Source organism: Clostridium ihumii AP5, from assembly GCF_000612845.1.
In the GTDB taxonomy this organism is placed as follows: domain Bacteria; phylum Bacillota; class Clostridia; order Clostridiales; family Clostridiaceae; genus Clostridium_J; species Clostridium_J ihumii.
In genome coordinates, this window is record NZ_CCAT010000043.1 from 115,457 (window position 1) to 131,422 (window position 15,966).

Here is a 15,966-nt window from a genome sequence, read left to right on the forward strand (position 1 = left end):
AAGTATTGAAAATACTAAGTTTTTATAGTTACATAAAAAGATGTTCAGTTTTGTGTAAACTATTATATAGTAGTGAAAAAAAATATATGATAATATTCAATATAGTGAATTAAAAAACTAAAAAAAATTAAAAATTTGAAAATTGTTTATTTAAAGGGGGACTTAAATGGAGAATAATTTAAAATATGACACAAAGTTTTATAAAAAAATGATTACAATTGCAATACCTGTAATGATACAAAACTTAATATCATCATCTTTAAATATGGTAGACACTATTATGATAGGAAGATTGGGCGCAAATGAGATTGCCGCAGTAGGACTTGCTAATCAATTCTATTTTATATTTTCATTAGTTATATTTGGTGTAAATAGTGGATGTTCTATATTTACAGCTCAATTTTGGGGTAAAAAAGATAAGGAAAACGTAAGAAAAGTTTTGGGTATATGTTTAGTTTTAGGTTGTGCTTCAGGTCTTATATTTAATATATTTGCGTCCTTTACTCCGAATTTTGTAATGAAATTTTTTACTAATGATCTAAAAGTTATAGAACTTGGTGGAAATTATCTTAGAATAGTAGGTTTTAGTTATATTATTACTGCAATAAGTTATGCTTTTTCATTTTCTTGTAGAGGGATTGGTGAAGCTAAGCTGCCAATGATAACAAGTGCTATAGCACTTGCTTGTAATACGGTATTGAATGCTTTTTTAATATTTGGAATTGGAGGTTTTCCAAAGTTAGGAATAGAAGGTGCAGCAATAGCTACATTAATTGCTAGAATTGTAGAAATGGCACTTGTAATAATAATCACTTATAAAAGGAAAAATGCAATAGCTGGAAAAGTATCAGAATTTTTATCTTTTAGTAAAGAATTTTTCAAAACTGTTATAAAAACAATTTCACCAGTAGTTGTAAATGAAATATTATGGTCAATTGGAATGACTATATATGCTGTAATATATGCATACATAAGCACAGATGCAGTTGCAACGTATCAAATAGCCAACACTGTACAAAATATATTTATAGTAGCTGGTTTTGGTTTAGCTAATGCTTGTTCTGTAATGCTTGGAAATGAAATAGGTCGCGGAAATGAAGAAAAAGCACAAATATATGGTATGAAATTTATAAAAATAACATTCATTATAGGATGTATAACTGGAGCATTACTTTTTATAAGTTCAAATATTATAGTTTCTATGTATAAAGTGTCACCAAATATAATACATGATGCTAAAGTTATACTTAAAATATTTGCATTTATAACTCCATTTAGAATGCTTACAAGTGTTATAATAGTTGGAATTTTAAGAAGTGGTGGAGATATAAAACGTTCATTTATTATTGAAATGAGTGGTATATGGATAATTGGAGTTCCGTTAGCAATAATTGGTTCTATGGTATTAAAGCTTCCTATATATATAGTAGTGGCGTTAGTATATATTCAAGAGTTTGTTAAAGTAGTTTTTGGTTATAAAAGATTTAAATCAAAGTTATGGATAAGCAATTTAGTAGATAATATGAAGTGATAAAAAATAAGTCTAATTTATCATTAGACTTATTTTTTATTTTATAGTTCTTTAGAAAAAGAATTTTTTCCACCTATACAAGTAACTATAAGCTTTATTAAATTAGCAGCAGCTAGTCCAACTATAATGTAAACAAATCTAGATAAAATCATTCCTGTTGTTTCAGGGAAAACTGAAAAAATAGTAGTTATTAAGTTAAAATTAAGTATTCCTAGTAGTCCCCAGTTAATTCCACCTATTATAACAAGAATCAAAGAGATTTTGTCCAATAAATTTAGATGATACATATGTTTTACCCCCCATATATTTTTTTTATATATCTTATAGAAAATATATGATATATTAGATATTATTAGAACTTTATAAAATTAAATATTAAAACTATGATTAGTAAGAATATTATAATGTGGAATTTACTTTTCAAAATTAACTTTTATGGATAAATATTATATTAATTTTATTTGAAGTATAAATAAAACATAAATTAATAAGATTTTATAAATCAATTTTTATGATAATTTGCTAAGCAAATTAGTTTGAAAACAATATAAAAACATAGTTTTTATGGAATTCTATTCATAAATATTAAGAACAAAGTGAATAATATTAACCATCATTGTTAATTGCTAACTGTTAATTGTTAATTGGTTCCAGACATTATAATAGAATAAACTATAAGATTAGTAGTATCATTTGAGAAAGACATTATTTTAAATTTGAACTCGGAACCCTATATTATAAATAAAATATAGAATTTAGAACAATATAAAATAAGTGATTTAAAAATTCAATAAAAAACTAAAAACACGAAAATTAGTATTACTTTTTTGATAAACATATGCTATAATATGAAATATAAACAATAAAAACTAGTTAATTTACGGAGGAAGATATGAGAAATTTATATAACTCACCATTTAATAAGAGATATTCATCAAAAGAGATGTCTTACATATTTTCAGATGATATGAAATTTAGAACTTGGAGAAAACTTTGGGTTGCACTTGCTGAAGCTGAAAATGAATTAGGAATAAATATAACAAAAGAGCAAGTTGAAGAACTTAGAGCAAATATAGATAATATAGATTTTGAAGCAGCAGAAAAGAAAGAAAAAGAAATAAGACATGATGTAATGAGTCATGTATATGCTTATGGACTTGCTGCACCAAGTGCAAAGGGTATAATTCATTTAGGTGCAACAAGTTGTTATGTAGGTGATAATACAGACCTTATAGTAATGAGAGAAGCTTTATTATTAATAAGAAAAAAAGTTATAAATGTTATAAATAATTTAGGAAGATTTGCTTTAAACTATAAAGATATGCCTACATTAGGATTTACGCATTTACAACCAGCTCAACTTACAACAGTAGGAAAAAGAGCTACACTTTGGATGAATGAGCTTGTTATGGATCTTGAAAATTTAGATTTCGTAATAGATAGTATGAAATTTAGAGGTGTTAAAGGTACAACAGGAACACAAGCAAGTTTTATGGCGTTATTTAACAATGATGAATCAAAAGTTAAAGAACTTGATAAAATGGTTTGTGAAAAAATGGGCTTTAAAAAATCTTTCCCTGTGACAGGTCAAACATATTCAAGAAAAGTAGATTCTATAATATTAAATACATTATCAGAAATTGCACAAAGTGCATATAAGTTTAGTAATGACTTAAGAATACTTCAAAATATGAAAGAAATGGAAGAACCTTTTGAAAAAAATCAAATAGGATCTTCAGCTATGGCTTACAAGAGAAATCCTATGAGAAGTGAAAGAATAGGAGCGCTTGCAAGATATATAATAGTTAATTCTTTAAATCCTGCAATAACAGCAGGAACACAATGGTTTGAAAGAACTTTAGATGACTCTGCTAATAAGAGAATTGCTGTATCAGAAGCATTTTTAGCATTAGATGGAGTGTTAAATTTATATTTAAATGTAAGTGAAAATATGGTTGTATATCCAAAGGTTATAGCATCACATGTAAATAGTGAATTACCATTTATGGCTACTGAAAACATATTAATGGAAGCTGTAAAAAGAGGTGGAGATAGACAAGAATTACATGAAAGAATAAGAATACACTCTATGGATGCAGCTAGAAGAGTTAAAGAAGAAGGGGAAAGTAATGATTTAATTGAAAGAATCATAAATGACAATGCATTCCCTCTATCAAAAGAAGAAATATTATCAATAATAGATCCTAAAAACTTTATAGGAAGAGCACCAGGACAAGTAGAAGACTTTATGAATGAATATGTTAATCCTATATTAGAAAACAACAAAGAGCTTTTAGGTGAAAAATCTGAAATTAATGTTTAAAATTATAAAAAATACTCCTAAGAATTAATTCTTAGGAGTTCTTTTTTTGCATCCAAATTAAATACTACCAAGATTAAAATCTCAACTACGAATGAAAAAAGATAAATTGTATTAATCTATGTAGGCGAGGTTTTAACCTTGCAAAATGTCATTTAAATATATTAACTGTAAATTTATATACGTATCAAAGACTGAAAAGACTAAAGTCTCAGCTACGAAGGAAATAGAAATTAAATTAAAAGTCCCAACCTTTGTAGGCGGGAATTCATTCTTGCAAAACGTTATATATATAAATTATTTTTAAAACTTATATTCGAATTAAAGGCCTTAAAAGTTAAAACCTCATATACGAAAGAAAAAAGAGAAATTGTATTAATCTATGTAGGCGAGGTTTTAACCTTGCAAAACTACGTTATTATTTAAAAGTAACATTTCAACTTTATATAAGTAAAATCAAATCAAATATAGGGTTCCAAGTTGATCTTTAGAATTATTAGTTCTTATAAAGTTAATATAAATTTTAAAAATTAAGTCAGGATAAAGAAAGGGAAAACATATAAATGTGTTGAAATGCTTAAGTATAAATTCAAATCAAATATAATCATTGTTATATGTATTACAGGGTATGATATTTTTTATGATAAAGTACTATGGTAATTTTATTTAGTATACAAATAAATTATTGTAGATGTTATTTAAGTACAAAGTACTTAAACAACTTAGGAGGTATTTAATGAGGGGAAAAGTTAAGAAAAGTTTTGCAATACTTATTTGCATCTTTGTAATTGTAGGTGGATTCTATGGAGTTAAAAGATACAATCAATATAAAACTTATAAAGAAGATGCAGTATATTTATTAAATTTTTTAGAAGATAATTATCCATATTTTGAAGTGAAAGAAAAAACATTAAATTATAATTTTTTAGATTCAAAAGAAAAATTTATTAAAAAGATTTCAAAATCTAGAAATGATGCTGAATTTATAAAAAATGTAAGTAGTACAATGATGTTTTTACAAAATGCTCATAGCCGCATAGGTTGTAATTCAGATATTCTAAAAGAAAGTAATGATAAAGATGCATTAGAAAAGACTAGATATTGGAATGAAAAACTGTTAAAAAACATATATATTCCTGATGCTAAATGGAAATATATTAAAGGAAAATATGTTATTATTAAGTCAAAAAATAAAGATATACCCAAAGGTAGTATTATTACAAAATTTAACGGTAAAAGCGTTAGTGATTACTTAAAAAATAATAAAGATAAATATTATTTATTAAAGGATTATAAAAGAAATTTATATTATACTTCAGAAGATGGTAGTTTTAAATTAGATAATTTTAGAGATAATATTGAATTTGAATATAATGGGAAAAAGTTTAACAGAAGAATTAATTATGAATTGATAAATGATGATTTACTAAAATGGTATTCTGGAGGATTTTCTAATAATTTTGGAGTAAATTCAAGTGGAATTAATATTGATACAGATATTGTAAATAATGGGAAAACAGCATATGTAAAAATTAAAAGTTTTTCTACTGAATATATGGAAAATGATAAATTGAGTTTAAAGAATTTTCTGCTAAAAGAATGTGAAAATGTAGATAATATTGTTATAGATATTAGAAGGAATTCTGGTGGAAGTAATTCATATGGAGAATTTTTAATTTCAATTTTAACTGATAGGAATATAGAAAATACTTTTTACCAATGTTATAAAAATACAAAGTTTATGGATGAAAATTATTTTTCAAAAGTAGATTATACAATTTTTAATGAAAATGAGATAGATAAATCACAGCTTCCAGAAAATAATTATAATTTGGAAAAGTATAGAATATTTAAGCAATCTCGTATTATTATGCCACATGAAGATTCAATAAAATTTAAGGGTTACATCTATGTATTAGTTGATGATAATGTTTATTCTGCATCAGAATATTTTACTAATATGATTAAAAAAACTAAGTCTGCAAAGATTGTAGGAATTACTACTGGTGGAGATGGTTTAGGACCAGAACCTATATCAACATTTCTTCCAAATAGTAAATTACCTGTTCAAATTGCATCTACGCTTGGAGTAAATAGTGATGGTAGAATAGATGAAGAAGTTCATACAGAGTCTGATTTATATATTGAACAGGATTTTAATGATTATATAGAATTTTTAAACTCAGGGCTTAGTGAAATTGAAAGAAGTAAATATGATACAGTATATAGAAAACTAATGAGTGAATTAAAATAAATAATAAGATTACTTAAAAATGTAAATAAAATTTTAATTGTTAATTGTTCAAAAACTTGAGGGGGAGAGGTTTATGAGGGGGAGAGTTAAGAAAAGTTTTGCAATACTTATTTGCATATTTGTAATTGTAGGTGGATTCTATGGAGTTAAAAGATACAATCAATATAAAACTTATAAAGAAGATGCAGTATATTTATTAAATTTTTTAGAAGATAATTATCCATATTTTGAAGTGAAAGAAAAAACATTAAATTATAATTTTTTAGATTCAAAAGAAAAATTTATTAAAAAGATTTCAAAATCTAGAAATGATGCTGAATTTATAAAGAATGTAAGCAGTACAATGATGTTTTTACAAAATGCTCATAGCAATGTATGCTTGGATTGTAATAATTTAATAGAAAAAAATGCATTAGAAAAGCTTAATTATTGGAAAGAAGAGTATTTAAAAATACTATATATTCCAAGTATAAAGTGGAAATATGTTCAGGGAAAATATGTTGTTATTAAGTCAAAAAATAAAGATATACCCAAAGGAAGTATTATTACAAAATTTAATGGTAAAAGTGTTAGTGATTATTTGCAAAATAATAAAGAAACATATTATTTACTAAAAGATTACAAAAGAAATTTATATTATACTTTTGATCAAACAACTTTGAATAAACATAATCATATAGATAATATTGAATTTGAATTTAATGGAAGAAGATTTAAAGGGAAAATTAACTATGAATTAACAAATGAAGATGCAATAAGATGGTATAGTGAAGAATATTTTAATTCTTTAAAAGCTGCTAATGTTTATACAAATATTACAAGCAATGAAAAAACAGCATATATAAAAATTAGAAGTTTTGCTACTGAATATATGGAGACTGATGAACTTATTATAAAAGATTTTCTGCTACAAAAATGTAAAAATATAGATAATATTGTTATAGATATTAGAGGTAATTGTGGTGGAAACAATGGATATGGGAATTTTCTAATTTCAATTTTAACTGATAAGATTATATCTAAATACGTATATGATTGTTATAAAAATACAGAATTTATGGAGAAAAATTTCTTTTCAAAAATAGATTATGATATGACAAAACAGGAAGAAATAGATAAATCTCAGCTTCCCAAAAATAGTTATAACTTAGATGATTTTAGAATATTTAAGCAACCTGAAATTATTATGCCACATGAAGATTCAATAAAATTCAAGGGAGATATCTATGTATTAGTTGATGATAGTGTTTATTCTGCATCAGAACACTTTGTAGATATAATTAAAAACACTAAGTTTGCAAAGATTGTAGGAATTACTACTGGTGGAGATGGTCTAGGAACAACACCAATATCAACAATGCTTCCAAATAGCAAGATACCCATACAAATTTCACATACATTTGGAATAAATAGTGATGGTACTGTAAATGAAGAAGTCCATACAGAGCCTGATTTATATATTGAACAGGATTTTGATGATTATATAGAATTTTTAAACTCAGGGCTTAGTGAAATTGAAAGAAGTAAATATGATACAGTGTATACAAAACTAATGAGTGAATTAAAATAAGAAAAGAAGTCTATATATAAATTAAAAATAGAATACCGGGGTTAAAGCCCCGGTTTTAATTTAAAAACTTAAATTTTATAAATCACATTTAATAGTTTCGATATGATTAGCAACTTTTACTTTTCTGTAAATTTTACATATAATTCCTTCTTCGTTAATTATAAATGTACTTCTTTCTATACCTATAGATTTTTTACCATATAAATTCTTTTCTTTTAGAACATCATATAATTTACACACTTCTTCATTTTCATCAGAAAGTAAAATAAAAGGAAGTTCATGTTTAGTTATAAATTTATCATGAGATGCAAGTGAATCACGACTTACACCAAGAATAATTGTGTTCTTGTCAATAAACTCTTGAAATGAATCTTTAAAAGCTATAGCTTCTTTAGTACATCCAGGTGTATTGTCTCTTGGATAGAAATATAATATTACTTTCTTTCCTAAGTAATCACTTAATTTATGTTCTTTTTTATCAGATCCTATTAATGAAAAGTCAGGAGCTTTAATTCCTTCAGTTAAATTTAAATTATCCATTTTAAAAATCCTCATTTCTTTATATATTTATATTATATAGGGTTTTAAATTCACCTATAAAAGTATTTGATAAAAATTTATATTTATTCTTAAAAATAAAACACATCTTTAATAATTATTATCCAATAATATTTACTATTTGTAAAGAGATGTGATAAAATTAAATTGAAATTTTAATTAGAAATAAGGTGATTTTATGATAACAATTATATCTCCAGCTAAAACTTTTAGGGAGGATTTTATAGATTTAAAAATAGATAATTCTGAGTTGATTTTTCATAAGAAAACAAAGGAAATTATAGAGATACTTAAAAATTATACAATAGATGAATTAGCCACTTTAATGAATATGTCTTTAAATTTAGCAAAAACAAATTATTATAGATATGAAAAGTTTTATGATGAGAATGTTAAAGAAATGTATGGAATACTAGCTTTTAATGGAGAACTATATAAGGGATTAGAAGCTGATAATCTAAAAGGGGAAGATATTGATTTTTCACAAGATAATTTGAGAATATTATCAGGACTATATGGAATAATTAGACCTTTAGATAAGATTAAGGAATATAGATTAGAAATGGGTACAAAACTTAAAAATAATTTAGCTGATAATTTATATGGCTATTGGAGAGAATCACTAACAGAGTACATAATAGATGATATAGGTAAAAGTAGTGGAGACAAAATTTTAATTAATTTAGCATCTAGTGAATATAGTAAAGTTTTAAATTTAAAAGAAATAAATAGTAAATTTAAAGTTATAAATATTGATTTTAAAGAGAATAAAAATGGAAAATTAAAATCTATAAGTATGTATTCTAAAAAAGCAAGAGGGAAAATGACTAGATATATTATTCAAAATAAAATAGATAAATTAAATGAAATAAAAAAATTTAATGAAGATGAATATGTTTTAAACGTAGAGTTAAGTAATGATGAAAATTTAATTTTTACTAGAAATATTTAAATTCAAATCAAAGATAGCCAAGGTTAAAACCTCAGCTACGAGGGAAAAAGGCGAAATTGTATCAATCTATGTAGGCAAGAATTCATTCTTGCAAAACGTTACTTGTACATATTATTTTCAATTTGTAATCTGTTAGTGACTGACTCTACTTGTCGTGATAAATATATCTCTTAAAATGGTTATTAATTATAAAAAGATAATCAGCCTATGATATGTCTGTCCCTCTTGTTGATTAGTATATTTAAAGATAAAACTAATAAAATCTAGCAAGGATACATTACCGCCAAGACTAAAACCTCAGCTACGAGGGAAAAAGGCGAAATTGTATCAATCTATGTAGGCGAGAATTCATTCTTGCAAAACGTTACTTGTACATATTATTTTCAATTTGTGATCTGTTAGGGACTGACTCTACTTGTCGTGATAAATATCTCTCTTTAAATGGTTATTAATTATAAAAAGATAATTAGCCTATGATATGTCTGTCCCTCTTGTTGATTAGTATATTTAAAGATAAAACCAATAAAATTTAGCAAGGATACATTACCGTCAAGACTAAAGTCTCCGCTACGAAGGAAATAGAAATTAAATTGAAAGTCCAAACCTTTGTAGTAGAGAATTCATTCTTGCCTAGCGACATTTAAATATATTACTTTTAAATTTTCAACTGGTTTTAAATAAAAAACTAGAAATTAAATACAAATTTAAGATTATTAAATGATAAATGTATAAATTAAAACTTTAGCTTAGAAAACTATAAAAATGTAAAAAAATTTTAGAAAATAGCTAAATTTTTATAAAAAAATGCGGTAACATATTTACAAATTAATTTTATTATGGTAATATAACTAAAAATATAGATGAGTAATTGCGATTTATCTATACTTAACTTTGTGCACAAAGATTTATTAAATTTAAGATTAAATATGCTATGATAGGAAGAGTATTGTAGAGTACAGTTTAAAGAGAAGAAATATTATTAGCTGAGAGTATTTCTAAATATGTCTATAAGAAAACTACCCTGGAGCTATGGTTTAGTAACTGTTTAGTGAAATGCCATCGGTTAGATGCCGTTATTAAGATGAGAAGAATTGAATTTAAAATTCAATTTGGGTGGAACCACGAAGTGTAACATTCGTCCCAAGATCGGGATGGATGTTTTTTTTATACTCAAATTTGGAATTTTATATGATTTAATTTAATTTTTTAATTTTTAAAAGTTAAAGAAAAACTAGTTTTTAATATAATGTTTTAAAATACATGGAATCAAATAAATAATATTAAACAAAATATTGGAAAAAGAAAATTCATAATCAACAAAAGAATGTGAATTTTAAAATTAAAGTAATTTAAAAAAATAGTATATTGGAGGAGAATTTTATGAAAAATATTAATATAAAACTTAAAGATAATTCAATAAAAGAAATAGAAGAAAATATGAGTATATACGATCTTGCAAAGTCAATCAGTAATAAGCTTGCAAAGAATGCTATAGTGGGAAGAGTAAATGAAATATTAGTTGATTTAAGTTATTTATTAAAAAATGACGATAAAGTTGAAATTTTAACTTATGAAGATGAAGAAGCAATTGATGTTTTAAGACATTCAACAACTCACGTTATGGCACAAGCTGTGAAAAGACTTTATAATGATGCAAAATTAGCTATAGGACCATCTATTGCTAATGGATTTTATTATGATTTTGATGCAAATGAAACTTTTTCAGAAGAAGATTTAGAAAAAATAGAATTAGAAATGAACAAAATAATAGATGAAGATTTAAAATTTGAAAGAATTGATGTTTCAAGAGAAGAAGCATTAAATCTTATGAGAAACAAAGTAGAACCATATAAAATAGAGCTTATAGAAGATTTAGAAGAAGGTCAAAATATATCTTTATATAAACAAGGAGATTTTATTGATCTTTGTAGAGGACCGCATATACCTTCAACAAAATATATAAAAGCATTTAAACTTTTAAGTGTGGCAGGAGCCTATTGGAGAGGTAGCGAAAAAAATAAAATGCTACAAAGAATTTATGGTACTGCATTTGAAGATAAAAAATCATTAGAAAAATATTTAAAAAATTTAGAAGAAGCTAAAAAAAGAGATCATAGAAAACTTGGAAAAGAACTTAAAATATTTACAGTTATGGATGAAGGCCCAGGATTTCCATTTTTCTTACCAAATGGTGTTGTTTTAAAAAATACTTTAATAGATTTTTGGAGACAAGTTCACAAGGAAAATAATTATGTTGAAATAGAAACACCTATAATGCTTAATAAAAAACTTTGGGAAACTTCAGGACATTGGTATCATTATAAAGAAAATATGTATACTTCTAAAATAGATGATGAAGAATTTGCATTAAAACCTATGAATTGTCCAGGGGGAATGCTTGTTTATAAATCTGAATCACATTCATATAGAGATTTACCATTGAGAGTTGCTGAACTTGGAAGAGTTCATAGACATGAGCTTTCAGGTGCACTTCATGGACTTATGAGGGTTAGAGCTTTTACACAAGATGATGCACATATATTTATGTTGCCTGAACAAATAAAGTCAGAAATTAAAGATGTTATAAGACTTATTGATAAAGTTTATTCTCAGTTTGGATTTAAATATAATGTGGAACTTTCAACAAGACCTGAAAATTCTATGGGTAGTGATAAAGAATGGAATCTTGCAGAGGCTTCTTTAAGTGAAGCATTAAACGAAGAAAAGATTGAGTATAAAATAAATGAAGGTGATGGTGCTTTTTATGGACCTAAGATAGATTTTCATCTTGAAGATAGTTTAGGAAGAACTTGGCAATGTGGAACTATTCAATTAGATTTTCAACTTCCTCAAAGATTTGAACTTAGCTATATAGGTAGTGATGGAGAAAAACATAGACCTATAGTTATTCACAGAGTTGTTCTTGGAAGTATTGAAAGATTTATAGGAATTTTAATAGAACACTTTGCGGGAAAATTCCCAGTATGGTTAGCTCCAGTTCAAGTTAAAGTATTACCTATATCAAATAAATTTAATGAGTATTCAGAAGAAATAGTAAAAGCTTTAAAAGATAATAATATAAGAGTAGCTATAGATAATAGAGATGAAAAGATAGGCTATAAGATTAGAGAAGCTAGAAATGAAAGAATACCTTATATGATTGTTATAGGTGAAAAAGAGGAAGAAGGTAACAATATTTCTCTTAGAAGTAGAAAAAATGGAGATGAAGGTTCTAAAAACCTAGATGAATTTATAAAAGATATAAAAGCTGAAATTGATGATAAAACTATAAATTTATAATTTTATAAAAAATATATAAAGCAGTTTAAATAAATGTTTAAAATTGCATTTTATTTAAACTGTTTTTTTATTATATAAAAGTTTGTAACTTTAAAAATTATTCTATTCACTATCACTATTCAATCTTACTTTTTAATTGGTTCTCAACATGATAATAGAATAAACTGTAGGCTTAATAGTATTATTTGAGAAAGACATTACTTTGAATTTGAGCTTGGAAGCCTATAAATTATAGATAGGAGAAAATTTATTGTTTAACAAGATATATAGAATGATTCCAGATTGATAAATGAAGTCTTTTGAAAATGATAAATAAATATTATTGATAATCACTTGCAATTAAAAAATAAATATGATAATATAATTTTGTAGTTTAAATATGGAAATAAAAATATAATTTAACTATTGAGGAGAAAAGAGGTGCAAATGTGTTATATAAGGTATTAGAATTTCTCCATAAAGAAGGAAATTTTTCGACTAAAGCAATATCTAAAGGATTATCTATTCCAGAACCTATTATAGATGATTTAAAATCAAGATTAATAAGTATGGGTTACATAAAAAAAATAACTTGTGATAGGACTATGTGTGAAAAATGTACTTGTGGATGTAGTACTAAAAAACTAAATGATAAAATTGATTGGGAGATAACAGAAAAGGGAATAAAGTTATTAAACAAGTCATTATAAACAATGTATAAAATGGGAGGTAAAATTATGAATACATTAGATAAACTAAATATTGGAGATAAGATAAAAGTAAAAAATATTGAAAGAGATAGTGCAGTAAGAAGAAAATTACTAGATATGGGTATTACTCCAGGTGTTGAAATTGAAGTTACAGGTAAAGCACCAATGGGCGATCCATTAGAAGTTTTAGTAAGAGGATATAAGTTAACTCTTAGAAAAAATGAGGCTAAAGTAATTAGTGGAGAATAAGAGGTGATGTTATGTTAATACCAATGAATTTGGCTCATGAAGGAAATATAGTTGAGGTAAAATCAGTTTCTATGAAGGAAGGGTTAAACAAAAGATTAGGAGAACTTGGTATTGTATCAGGAAATAAAATTAAAATTGTAAAAAATGATGGTAGAAGTTTAATTATTTCAATTAAGGAAAGCAGATTTGCATTAGATAATAATATAGCTAGAAATGTTTTAATAGCTGTTTAAAAGAAGACATAATTATAGGAAAGTGATGATAATGACTTTCAAATTCAAGGGGGAAGAAAATGAGAACAATTGCATTAGCAGGTAATCCAAACTGCGGAAAAACAAGTTTGTTTAATATCTTGACTAAGGCTAGACAACATGTAGGAAATTGGCCAGGAGTTACAGTAGAAAAAAAAGAAGGAATATTAAAGCATAATGGAAATGAATATAAAATTATAGATTTACCAGGAACTTATAGTTTAGGTGCATATTCAGAAGATGAAGTTATAGCTAGGAATTATATTGTAAATGATAAACCAGACGTGGTAATAAACGTAATTGATGCTACTAATATAGAAAGAAATTTATATTTAACTCTTCAGCTAATAGAAATGGGAGCTAAAGTTGTTATAGCATTAAATATGATGGATGAAGCTGAAAATAAAGAAATTATGATAAAAATAAAAGAACTTTCTAGCAAATTAGGCGTTAAAGTTATTCCAACAGTGGCATTAAAGCAAAAAGGAATAAAAGAACTTATAGAAGCTAGTATAAGTGATGATATAGAAAAGGCAAATGTAAATATAAATTATGGCGAAGACATTAATAAAGAAATAGAAAGTCTTGCTAGAATTATAGAAAAGAGTGTTAAGAATAAATCTATTTCTTCAAAATGGGCAGCTTTAAAACTTTTAGAAAATGATAGTCATATGAAAGAAGAATTAGAAGTTGATAAAAATATTAATTTAAAAAGACAATTAGAAGGATGCTATAAAGAAATAGAATCTAAAGTTGGATTTGAACCAGAAATGGCAATAGTAAATGAAAGGTACTCTGTTATATCAGAAATAGTATCAGATACTGTTAAGAGAAAAGAAAAGAATGAAGATACATTTACAGATAAAATAGATAAAGTTGTGACAAATAAATTTTTAGGATTACCTATTTTTGCAGCTATTATGTTTGTTTTATATCAAATAACTTTTATTGTTGGAGCAGGAATACAGGATGCTGTAGATGGATTTATAAATGGATTAGGTGAATCTATTAGTGGATATTTAGCTACAGTAGGAGCACCGATGGTAATTCAAACTTTTGTTGAAAAAGCTATATTTGGTGGGCTTGCAGCAGTAATTGCATTCTTACCCTTAATCATGGTTATGTATTTCTTAATAGGCTTATTAGAAGACAGTGGATATATGGCAAGAGCGGCATATGTTATGGATAAATTAATGAGATCTTTAGGTTTACATGGTAAAACTTTCGTATCAATGCTTGTAAGTATAGGTTGTAATGTTCCAGGAATAATGGCAACAAGAACACTTGAAAACAAGAAAGATAGAATGATTGCAATTCTTATAAATCCATTTATATCTTGTGGAGCAAGATTACCAATTTATATGTTATTCATTAGTGCTTTCTTTAAAAAGAATCAAGCATTAATACTATTTTCGCTTTATGCATTAGGTTTAATAGTAGCACTTATTATGGGTAAAATATTTAGTAAAACTTTATTTAAGGGAGAACCATCTTACTTTGTAATGGAACTTCCAAGTTATAAAATTCCATCTTTAAGAAATGTATTTATGTTAATGTGGGACAAAGCAGGTGCATTTATTAAAAAAGCAGGAAAAATTATATTACCAATAATGGTAGTGTTATGGGCATTATCATATTTACCAATGGGAGTAGAACCAAATAGCGAAGACTCACTACTTGGAATGATAGGTTCATTTGTTGCACCAATATTTAAGCCAGCAGGTTTTGGAACATGGCAAGCAGGTGTTTCATTAGTTACAGGAATACTTGCAAAAGAAACAGTCATAGGAACTATGGGATTAATATATGCAGGTGTAGAAGAAGGACCAGCATTAGTATCTTCGATTCAATCAATATTTACTCCATTATCAGCAATGTCATTTATGGTTATGTCACTTTTATATACTCCATGTTTAGTTGCATTAGGTGCAATTAGAAGAGAGACAAACTCATGGAAATGGACACTATTTACTGCAGTATATACATTCTTTATAGGATGGCTTGGAGCAGTATTTGTATTCCAAATAGGTTCATTACTTGGTTTTGCTTAAGATAAAATAAATATAAAAAGAGATTAATTTATAAATTTTAAATTAATCTCTTTTTATGTTTAATCATATATATTATAAATCATTACAAATAAAAGAGGTTATACATTTTTAAAGAAAAGTTTAAGAATAAAATTAAATTCTATCTATAATATCATTATGATATAATTTAATATAGGAAAACAAGCTGGAATTTTCAAGTTCTAATTTATTATTTGAAATAAATTGAAAATTAGAAAATAAT

The 15,966-nt window shown here is 25.5% G+C and carries 12 protein-coding genes and 1 other annotated feature; of the genes, 10 read left to right on the forward strand and 2 right to left on the reverse strand.

All coding sequences use genetic code 11. The features are described 5' to 3' along the window. Window positions 1-166: 166 nt before the first annotated feature. Window positions 167-1,531: an MATE family efflux transporter gene (locus BN346_RS06380; RefSeq protein WP_040327309.1), complete on the forward strand. Its 1,365-nt coding sequence runs from the start codon at window positions 167-169 to the stop codon at window positions 1,529-1,531. A gap of 41 nt (window positions 1,532-1,572) precedes the next feature. Here the strand turns inward: BN346_RS06380 and BN346_RS06385 are convergent, their stop codons facing one another. Further along, window positions 1,573-1,818, reverse strand: a complete 246-nt coding sequence (locus BN346_RS06385; protein WP_040327310.1) for a DUF378 domain-containing protein — start codon at window positions 1,816-1,818, stop codon at window positions 1,573-1,575. A gap of 605 nt (window positions 1,819-2,423) precedes the next feature. On the opposite strand from BN346_RS06385, the gene purB reads away from it, so the two are divergent. The 3 genes from purB (at window position 2,424) to BN346_RS21155 (ending at window position 7,675) form a co-directional block, all read left to right on the forward strand. Then, a complete protein-coding gene (purB, locus tag BN346_RS06390; RefSeq protein WP_040327311.1) occupies window positions 2,424-3,854 on the forward strand; it encodes an adenylosuccinate lyase in 1,431 nt (476 codons plus the stop codon). Window positions 3,855-4,587: 733 nt separating this feature from the next. Then, entirely contained in the window at window positions 4,588-6,105 is a 1,518-nt protein-coding gene (locus BN346_RS21150; RefSeq protein WP_051540120.1) for a S41 family peptidase, read from the forward strand. A 73-nt stretch (window positions 6,106-6,178) separates the two neighbouring features. Continuing rightward, window positions 6,179-7,675, forward strand: coding sequence for a S41 family peptidase (locus BN346_RS21155; RefSeq protein WP_081770938.1), 1,497 nt, complete (start codon window positions 6,179-6,181; stop codon window positions 7,673-7,675). Window positions 7,676-7,750: 75 nt separating this feature from the next. Here BN346_RS21155 and BN346_RS06405 read toward each other — a convergent pair whose 3' ends face one another. Continuing rightward, the gene (locus BN346_RS06405) at window positions 7,751-8,215 is read right to left on the reverse strand and encodes a peroxiredoxin (protein WP_040327312.1); all 465 of its coding nucleotides are present in this window, start codon (window positions 8,213-8,215) and stop codon (window positions 7,751-7,753) included. A gap of 196 nt (window positions 8,216-8,411) precedes the next feature. Here BN346_RS06405 and BN346_RS06410 point away from each other — a divergent pair, with 196 nt between their 5' ends. From BN346_RS06410 to feoB, 6 genes are all read left to right on the forward strand, one after another. After that, window positions 8,412-9,185 (forward strand): YaaA family protein, encoded by a 774-nt coding sequence (locus tag BN346_RS06410; protein ID WP_040327313.1) that lies wholly within the window; start codon window positions 8,412-8,414, stop codon window positions 9,183-9,185. A 922-nt stretch (window positions 9,186-10,107) separates the two neighbouring features. After that, window positions 10,108-10,331: a binding site (T-box leader), on the forward strand. 234 nt (window positions 10,332-10,565) lie between these two features. Then, complete coding sequence (thrS, locus tag BN346_RS06415; RefSeq protein ID WP_040327314.1) at window positions 10,566-12,485, forward strand: threonine--tRNA ligase; 1,920 nt, start codon at window positions 10,566-10,568, stop codon at window positions 12,483-12,485. A gap of 428 nt (window positions 12,486-12,913) precedes the next feature. After that, window positions 12,914-13,174: a FeoC-like transcriptional regulator gene (locus BN346_RS06420; protein ID WP_040327315.1), complete on the forward strand. Its 261-nt coding sequence runs from the start codon at window positions 12,914-12,916 to the stop codon at window positions 13,172-13,174. A gap of 27 nt (window positions 13,175-13,201) precedes the next feature. Continuing rightward, window positions 13,202-13,423, forward strand: a complete 222-nt coding sequence (locus BN346_RS06425) for a FeoA family protein (protein ID WP_040327316.1) — start codon at window positions 13,202-13,204, stop codon at window positions 13,421-13,423. An 11-nt stretch (window positions 13,424-13,434) separates the two neighbouring features. Continuing rightward, window positions 13,435-13,656 (forward strand): FeoA family protein, encoded by a 222-nt coding sequence (locus BN346_RS06430; protein ID WP_040327317.1) that lies wholly within the window; start codon window positions 13,435-13,437, stop codon window positions 13,654-13,656. Between the two features lie 59 nt (window positions 13,657-13,715). Beyond that, window positions 13,716-15,725 carry a ferrous iron transport protein B gene (gene feoB, locus BN346_RS06435; protein WP_040327318.1) on the forward strand — a complete coding sequence of 670 codons (2,010 nt, stop codon included), beginning with the start codon at window positions 13,716-13,718 and terminating at the stop codon, window positions 15,723-15,725. Window positions 15,726-15,966: the final 241 nt, after the last annotated feature.